The 7,342-nt window shown below is 59.4% G+C and carries 4 protein-coding genes and 6 pseudogenes; 8 read left to right on the plus strand and 2 right to left on the minus strand.

Annotated elements, in window-relative coordinates; genetic code table 11:
• Positions 1-143: 143 nt before the first annotated feature.
• From NKJ20_RS33410 to NKJ20_RS33420, 3 genes and pseudogenes are all read left to right on the plus strand, one after another.
• Positions 144-423, plus strand: a pseudogene (locus tag NKJ20_RS33410) (transposase); the annotation flags it as partial.
• 86 nt (positions 424-509) lie between these two features.
• Positions 510-747, plus strand: a pseudogene (locus tag NKJ20_RS33415) (IS5/IS1182 family transposase); the annotation flags it as partial.
• 512 nt (positions 748-1,259) lie between these two features.
• The gene (locus tag NKJ20_RS33420) at positions 1,260-2,492 is read left to right on the plus strand and encodes an ATP-grasp domain-containing protein (protein ID WP_352749864.1); all 1,233 of its coding nucleotides are present in this window, start codon (positions 1,260-1,262) and stop codon (positions 2,490-2,492) included.
• A 180-nt stretch (positions 2,493-2,672) separates the two neighbouring features.
• On the opposite strand, the pseudogene NKJ20_RS33425 reads toward NKJ20_RS33420, so the two are convergent.
• Positions 2,673-2,966, minus strand: a pseudogene (locus tag NKJ20_RS33425) (IS3 family transposase); the annotation flags it as partial.
• Between the two features lie 37 nt (positions 2,967-3,003).
• Positions 3,004-3,961: pseudogene (locus tag NKJ20_RS33430) on the minus strand (IS30 family transposase); the annotation flags it as partial.
• Positions 3,962-4,165: 204 nt separating this feature from the next.
• On the opposite strand from NKJ20_RS33430, the gene NKJ20_RS34285 reads away from it, so the two are divergent.
• From NKJ20_RS34285 to NKJ20_RS33450, 5 genes and pseudogenes are all read left to right on the plus strand, one after another.
• Positions 4,166-4,546: a Mu transposase domain-containing protein gene (locus tag NKJ20_RS34285; protein WP_502902849.1), complete on the plus strand. Its 381-nt coding sequence runs from the start codon at positions 4,166-4,168 to the stop codon at positions 4,544-4,546.
• A gap of 83 nt (positions 4,547-4,629) precedes the next feature.
• Entirely contained in the window at positions 4,630-4,830 is a 201-nt protein-coding gene (locus tag NKJ20_RS34290) for a hypothetical protein (RefSeq protein WP_502902850.1), read from the plus strand.
• A 12-nt stretch (positions 4,831-4,842) separates the two neighbouring features.
• Positions 4,843-5,576: pseudogene (gene istB / locus NKJ20_RS33440) on the plus strand (IS21-like element helper ATPase IstB); the annotation flags it as partial.
• 236 nt (positions 5,577-5,812) lie between these two features.
• Positions 5,813-6,185 (plus strand): annotated as a pseudogene (locus NKJ20_RS33445) (IS630 family transposase); the annotation flags it as partial.
• Between the two features lie 85 nt (positions 6,186-6,270).
• Positions 6,271-7,342 (plus strand): IS256 family transposase (locus NKJ20_RS33450; protein ID WP_352749862.1); only part of this gene is annotated, 1,072 nt, incomplete at its 3' end.

Raw genomic sequence — 7,342 nt, forward strand, 5'->3', positions numbered from 1 at the left:
GATTCCACATCGACCACGTTCTCACATCACGACAGGAGCAGCCGCCCTCTTCCGGCGTCGGCCGAGACCCCAATCACCCCATCTGTTTTGAAAATTGGCTTGCGGGGGTTTCGTCTGAGGCTGGGTTATGATTCAAGCTGTGGATGTGGACAAAAGCAGAGTCGTGGCCGGATGGCCCAGATCGCCAAGAAGACCAAGCGCTACCCGTCTGATTTGACGGATGAGGAGCGGGAGCAGTTCGCGCCGCTGATGCCCAAGCCTGGGCGGCGTGGCCGTCCGCGCGAGGTTGATTTTCGCGAGGTGATCAATGCGGTGCGCCACCTGGTCCGTTCGGGTTGCGGCTGGCGGATGCTGCCGATCCACTTTGGACCCTGGCAGACGGTCTATGGCTGGTTTCGAGAGCTGGCGCGGCGGTTTCTGTGGATGGCGCCGCCTCGTGCGCGAGTTACGAGCAGCGCATCGACGTCTCTCACGCAATGATCCTCTTCGCAATGGGCGCAAACCTCATCCGCCGAAACGCTCACGCCAAGCAGTTCAAGGCGGGCCAACAAGACGCTGCGCAGGCTTAAGACCTACCTCGGCCGGACCATTCGCGACATCGCCCGCCAGGTCGCCGGCGATGCGGGGCTGGACGCGCTCTTCAAATGGCCGCTCTGCCAGGCCGCCACCGTTCTCGAGCAGCGTCAGCGTCAGCGCGGCCGCAAGATCTACAGCCTGCACGCGCACGAGGTGGAATGCATCGGCAAGCCGGTCGCCGCTTAGGGGCCGGATTGTTCACGGTCGACTGAGTAAGGAATTCGCGTATTGTTGCCGACGGGGCGTTGTCATCGCGCGAGGCCGACACCGCGCTTTTCAGGCAGGCTCAGATTGTAGGCCAGGTACCAGTGCACGCAAGCAGGATGACGGCCTTTCGAACTGACGGCCCTTTGAACATTGCAACCCTCCGAAAATGATCGAAGGCTCCTTGCCACAGCGCTGGCAATCAAAAGGTTGCAACAGATCCTATCTGAGCCCCGTCGAGTTGAGAAACGAGTACGTTAGCTTAACCTCGTGCCGAAAAACCGGCAAGCAGGCCAATTACTGCCTAGTCAAGCGAAACTGGTTCACGACAGACCCTGTACGCAAATTTCACAGAATCATTGCGCTCGCAAACCGCCGACAATGGTACGTTCATCCAGGGTCTGAGGCTTGCGCGGCTTAAAAAGCTGACGCCGACCATGCTTGGACCGCACCGCACGCAACGTCGGAGTCAAAAATCTATGGCAAGAAAAGCGCTGATTCTGGTCGAAGGTCATCCGGGTAACGGTCCGCTCTACATCCAAGCGGCTCAGCTTCTAGGCCTTCATCCAATTACTCTGTCGGCTGATCCGGCTCAGTACGGTTATATTGCAGCCAAGGGGATTGAGGCAATCCGTGTCGATACAGACAATCTCGATTCGCTAATTCGCGAATGTTCTCGGATATCGGCGAGATATGACCTTGCTGGCATTACTGGCTTTGCATTCTACAATGAGCCGTTGTCTGCGACAGTTGGCAAGCTCTGCCGAAATTTCGAGCAACCAGGACCGAATCCTGAATCCGTTGAACGATGCTGCGACAAATTCGTTCAACGTCAATACCTAGCGGAGGCCGGTGTTCCAACGCCTGCTTATCGCGTGGCGGAGAAAGCGGAGGAGGTTGAAAGCTCTGCCGCAGAGATCGGCTTGCCGGTGGTTCTCAAGCCAGTCATGGGCGCCGGGAGCAGAGGCGTCCGATTGTGCCGCAATCGCGATGAGGTGGTCGAACATGCGAAATATTTATTGTCCGGAGATTACGCGTGGAGGTGTTCACCGAGGATACTGGTTGAACAATTCGCGCAAGGCCCGCATTATATCGCTGAGATCATGGAAGGAGAGATCATTGGGATTGCCGCAGGTTACTTTGGCCCTCTGCCCCATTTCGCCTTTAGTGGGATCACCTTTCCGGCCCCGCTGACTGATGACGAGTATAGGCGCATCGCCAATGTTTCGCTGAGTTGTTTGCAAGCTCTCGGCCTTGGTTGGGGACCAACGTGCATTGAATTCAGGTGGACAAAGCGTGGTCCGGTAGTCATTGAGGTAAATCCGCGTCTTGCCGGCGCTCCCGATCCTCAACTGATTCAGTTGGCTTGCGGTGTCGATCTCATTACGGAGCACATCAAGCTTGTGACAGGCCAGAAATGCGATTTGCGCAGAAGGCATTCGCACACTGCGGCCGCGCGGTTCCTACGCCCCGATCGCGATGGCATCCTCGAATGGATCGACACAAGTCGGGCGGCGGCCGTATCAGGTGTTGCCGAGATCAGATTGTATGTTGCACCCAAGACGCCGTTAAGTAGCAAAGGCGAAGACTTAGATTGCATCGGGCGGGTCATCGCCGCTTCACCCAACCTTGCTCAGACAGAGGCGATACTTCAGCGAGCTGTTGACTTAGTCGACTGGTCCATCAAACCGATTCCGACCGGCGGCAAGTAACGTTCTGCGGCCCCTGCACCCACACCAGAGCAGGAGGCGGTAACAAGTAATCGTCGCCAAACATTGGTATTTGAGAGCAGGAGAGGAACGGGTAGTTTTGATGTCAGCTTGACAACATCAACCAATAGGTCCACTGGCGGTTGAACCGCCCCGGGCTTGCCGGAGGCCGTTTCGTTTGAGTCACGCCGCCATGGCTGGGTCTGCGAGCATGGCGTAGTAGCGTTCCTCGGCTTCGGCCGGCGGGATGTTGCCGATGGCTCCACGGCGATTGTTGAACCAGTCGACTCATTCCAGCGTCGCGAACTCGACGGCCTCGAACGAGCGCCATGGTCCGCGTCGATGGATCACCTCGGCCTTGTAGAGACCGTTGATCGTTTCGGAGAGAGCGTTGTCGTATTCGCCGACGCTGCCCACCGTCGGCTCGACGCTGGCGTCCGCCAGGCGCTCGGTGTATTTGATCGAGACGTATTGGGCGGATTCAAACGGTCGTCACAACACCGATTGTGTTCACTCATGGCAGCAACTCGTCAAGCGCCTCCGCAGGCGTTTTCCAGCCGAGGGTCTTTCTTGATCGGGCATTGAGGGCCGCGGGCACCGCAGCGATCTCATCGGCGCCGTTGATGCTCAAGTCGGTCCCTTTTGGGAAGTACTGACGTAGCAGCCCATTGGTGTTCTCGTTGGTGCCCCGCTGCCATGGGCTTTGGGCAGAAGTAGACCTGGACGCCCGCATCGGTGTTGATAGGATCGTGCTGCGCCATTTCTGCTCCCTGATCCCAAGTAAGGGAACGGCGCAGTTCTTCAGGCAAGGTGATGATGGTGCGCGTAATCGTCGCGCACGGCTTCAGCTCCGTGTCCCGCGAGAGCGAGTCCATTCTTCATTCGCGGAGCCTCGCCATGCCCCGCAAGCCGGGGGAGATGGAGTAGCATCGTGAAGCGCGTCGTACGCTCGACCAGCGTGCCGAGCGCCAGAACTGCCAAGACCGACGATGAGATCTCCCTCCCCAGTGACCCGGCACCGCGCGATCGGCTGCTTCGGCGGGGCTTTGACCGATCGTTGATCTCCGGCGAGACAAAACTCTTGCCGCGCCCGCGTGCACGCGCCCTGGGGACACGCAGCACCCGCCCTGTTCGAAAGCAGGCCGACAGTTCTCGGCGTCGCGCTCCCCGGCCCTGAACGAAGAGGGCGTGGTAGATGGCTTCGTGGCTGATGCGCATCGTCGTGTCGTCCGCGAAGTCGATCGGCAAGCGTCGGGCAATTTGCTCCGGGCTGCGAGCCATGGCCATATGCCGGCGGCCTTTCCACGAACTGCAGCGCCACTCGGGATCATGATGACGCCAGCAAGTCTCTCCACATAAGTGCGCAACGTGATGCTGAGCGCAAGCTTGGTCGGTTTGGGCCAACGGGCCGATCGCTCAGCGTGCCATTGGGCAGTCGACGCACGATACTCCAGGCCGCCGGTGCGTGTCGCGGGCAGTCAGTCGAGCCAGTTTCTACGATCCCGAGATCAACCGCAGCTACGGCATGATGGCTTCCCACTATGGCGTCGGCGTTCTTCCGGCACGGCCAAGAAAGCCCCGGAATAAATCGAAAGTGGAGAATGGAGTGCGTTTCGCCCAGTCCTGCATTTTGGGGCGTCTGCGCAATCAGACCTTCTTCTCGCTGGCTGAAACCAATGCCGCCATCGGCCACGCACTCGATCGCATCAACGACCACGTCATGCGCCGGCTGGGCGTCAGTCGCCGGCAACTGTTTGAGAGCGTCGAGCGCCTGGCTTTGGCCAGTCTTCCACTGGAGGATTACGAGTTTGCCGAATGGCGTTTGGCCCGCATCTCGTCGGACTACCACGTCGGGTTCAAAGACCTTCTTTTATTCCGTGCCCCACAGCCTCATTCGTCAGCAGGTCGATCTGAGAGCAACGGCGCGCACCATCGAGATCTTCCACCGCGGCAAGCGCGTCGCGGTGCATCATCGCCGCTATGGAGGTCCTCGCCATGGAATGCCCAGTTCCCACCGGCGCTATACCGAATGGACACCCGAGCGCTTTCGGCGTTGAGCCACGTCGATCGGGCGGCAGACCGAAGGTCTGGTCATTGCAATTCTCGCCAGCCGTCCGCATCCCGAGCAGGGCTTTCGAACATGTCTGGGCATCCTACGCTGTTCCGCGACATCGAGCGCAATCGAGGTGAAGCCGTATCAGCCCGCGCCGTCGAGATCGGTGGCCTGAACTGCAAGAGCATTGCTTCGCTCATCGCCAACCACAAAGCCGCACGCCATTCCACCGAACCAACCGCCATCGTCGATCACGCCAATCTGCGTGGCCCTGATTACTTTCATTGAGGAGATCCACCCATGCTGATCAATCCCACCATCGACATGCTGCGAGAGCTCGGCCTTTACGGCATGGCAACCGCTTTCCAGGAACTCGACGCACAGTCCGAAGTGCGCGGCCTCGAGCATGGCGAATGGCTTGCCATGCTGCTCGAACGCGAGGCGACCATGCGCCGCCAGAAGCGTTTCGAGGCCCGCGCCAGAGCTGCCAAGCTTCGTCATGATGCGCAGATCGAGAATGCCGACTTCCGCGCTGCACGCGGTCTTGATCGCAATCTGTTCATGGCGCTTGCCAGCTGCGACTGGACCAGGAAGCATCACGGTCTTCTTGTCACCGGGCCAGCCGGCGTCGGCAAGAGCTGGCTGGGCTGCGCGCTCGGCTACAAGGCCGCGAAGACTTCTCAGTCGCCTACCACCGGGTTCCCCGGCTGTTCGCCGCCCTCGCGCTTGTAAGAGGCGACGGGCGATACGGCAGGATCCTCAAATCTCTTACCAGGACCGACCTGCTGATCCTGGATGACTGGGGACCGGAAAAACTCAATGACGACCAACGCCGCGATCTCCTGGAGATCATTGAGGATCGCTACGAACGACGCTCAACCATCGTCACCAGCCAGTTGCCTCTGGATCGCTGGTACGAGATCATTGCAAACCCAACTCTGGCCGATGCCACCCTGGACCGCCTCGTTCACAACGCCTATCGCGTCGATCTGACCGGCGAGAGCATGCGGAAACAGCGCTCGCCTGTCGCAACCGAAATACCGGCGGCAGCGCTATACTGGGGAAGATTCAAACGGCACTTCTGGGGAGTATTGAGCCGGCATCGACAGAACGCCGGCCGGAATGAAATCGGAAGCGGACGCAAAGCCAGCTGTGTTGAGATAGTTCCCGCATTCGGTTCTGCTGAAGAGATCGCAGACATTGCCAATTGCCTCTAGTGGATTGATCGAGACGAAAGAGTCCGAATTTGGATTCTAATTTTTGTGGGAGTATGCGATTAGGTATTACATTTGAGGTTTCCGTGGCTGACCGAGTTCGTCTCGATGCAATCGTTTCGGCGGGCAGTTCGCCTCAAAAGCATATGTGGGGGCGAAGATCATCTTGATGAGCGACGAGGGTCTGGGAACCGTCGCGATCATCGAGCAACGGCCAAGTCGAAGACCTGCGTCTGGCGTTGGCAGGCATGGCGGAAGGTGTAGACGGTCTTTTGCGCGGCAAGAGCCGGCCGTCCGGCACTGCGCCGCTTGAGGGTGACCTTGTCGAGTCGCACTGACTCTGAAACGCCCAGGCAGGAGGCCACGCACTGGACCGTTCGTGCGATGGCAAAGGCCATTGGGATCGCGGCGTCTTCGGTGGTCAAGATCTGACACGAGCACGGCCTTGCGCCGCACGGGAATGTCAGGAATTCTGTGCGCGAGGCCATGATGATGGAAAGGAGAGAATCATCACATGGCTATTGAGAAGGAACTTCTGGACCAACTGCTTGCGGGTCGCGATCCGAATGAGGTTTTCGCCAGGGACGGGCTGCTCGACGATCTGAAGAAGGCGCTTTCGGAGCGGATTCTGAACGCCGAACTGGACGAGCACCTCGATGAGGAGCAGGCCGACGGCAACGCCAATCGCCGCAATGGCCATTCGCGGAAATCGGTGCTGACGGGCACATCGAAGATGACGCTGACGATCCCGCGCGACCGTGCCGGAACCTTCGATCCGAAGCTGATCGCCAAATATCAGCGCCGCTTCCCAGACTTCGACGAGAAGATCATCTCCATGTATGCGCGCGGCATGACGGTGCGCGAGATCCGCGGCCACCTGGAGGAGCTCTACGGCATAGAGGTGTCGCCGGACCTGATCTCGGCCGTCACCGACGCTGTCCTGGAGGAAGTGGCAGAGTGGCAGAATCGCCCGCTGGATGTGGTCTATCCGCTCGTCTTCTTCGATGCCATCCGGGTCAAGATCAGGGACGAGGGCTTCGTCAGGAACAAGGCCGTCTACATCGCGCTCGGCATCCTGCCGGATGGCACGAAGGAGATCCTCGGCATCTGGATCGAGCAGACCGAGGGCGCCAAGTTCTGGCTGCGCGTCATGAACGAGTTGAAGAGTCGTGGCGTCGCCGACGTCTTGATCGCCGTCGTCGATGGCCTAAAGGGCTTTCCCGAGGCGATCAACGCCGTCTTCCCCCAAACCGTGGTTCAAACCTGCATCGTGCACCTGATCCGCCATTCCCTGGAGTTCGTGTCGTGGAAGGACCGCAAGCCCGTCGTGCCGGCGCTGCGTGCGATCTACCGGGCCAAGGACGCCGAAGCCGGCATGAAGGCCCTGGAGGAATTCGAGGCCGGCTACTGGGGCCAGCGATATCCCGCGATCACTCAGAGCTGGCGGCGCAACTGGCAGCACGTCGTGCCGTTCTTCGCCTTCCCAGAAAGCGTGCGCCGGATCATCTACACGACGGATGACATCGACAAGCCTGATTTCGACTTTTTCGATTCCTGTTGCGTTTCTTTGTTCGGCTCAGGTGAGC

This window comes from Mesorhizobium sp. M0185 (genome assembly GCF_040322175.1).
In the GTDB taxonomy this organism is placed as follows: domain Bacteria; phylum Pseudomonadota; class Alphaproteobacteria; order Rhizobiales; family Rhizobiaceae; genus Mesorhizobium.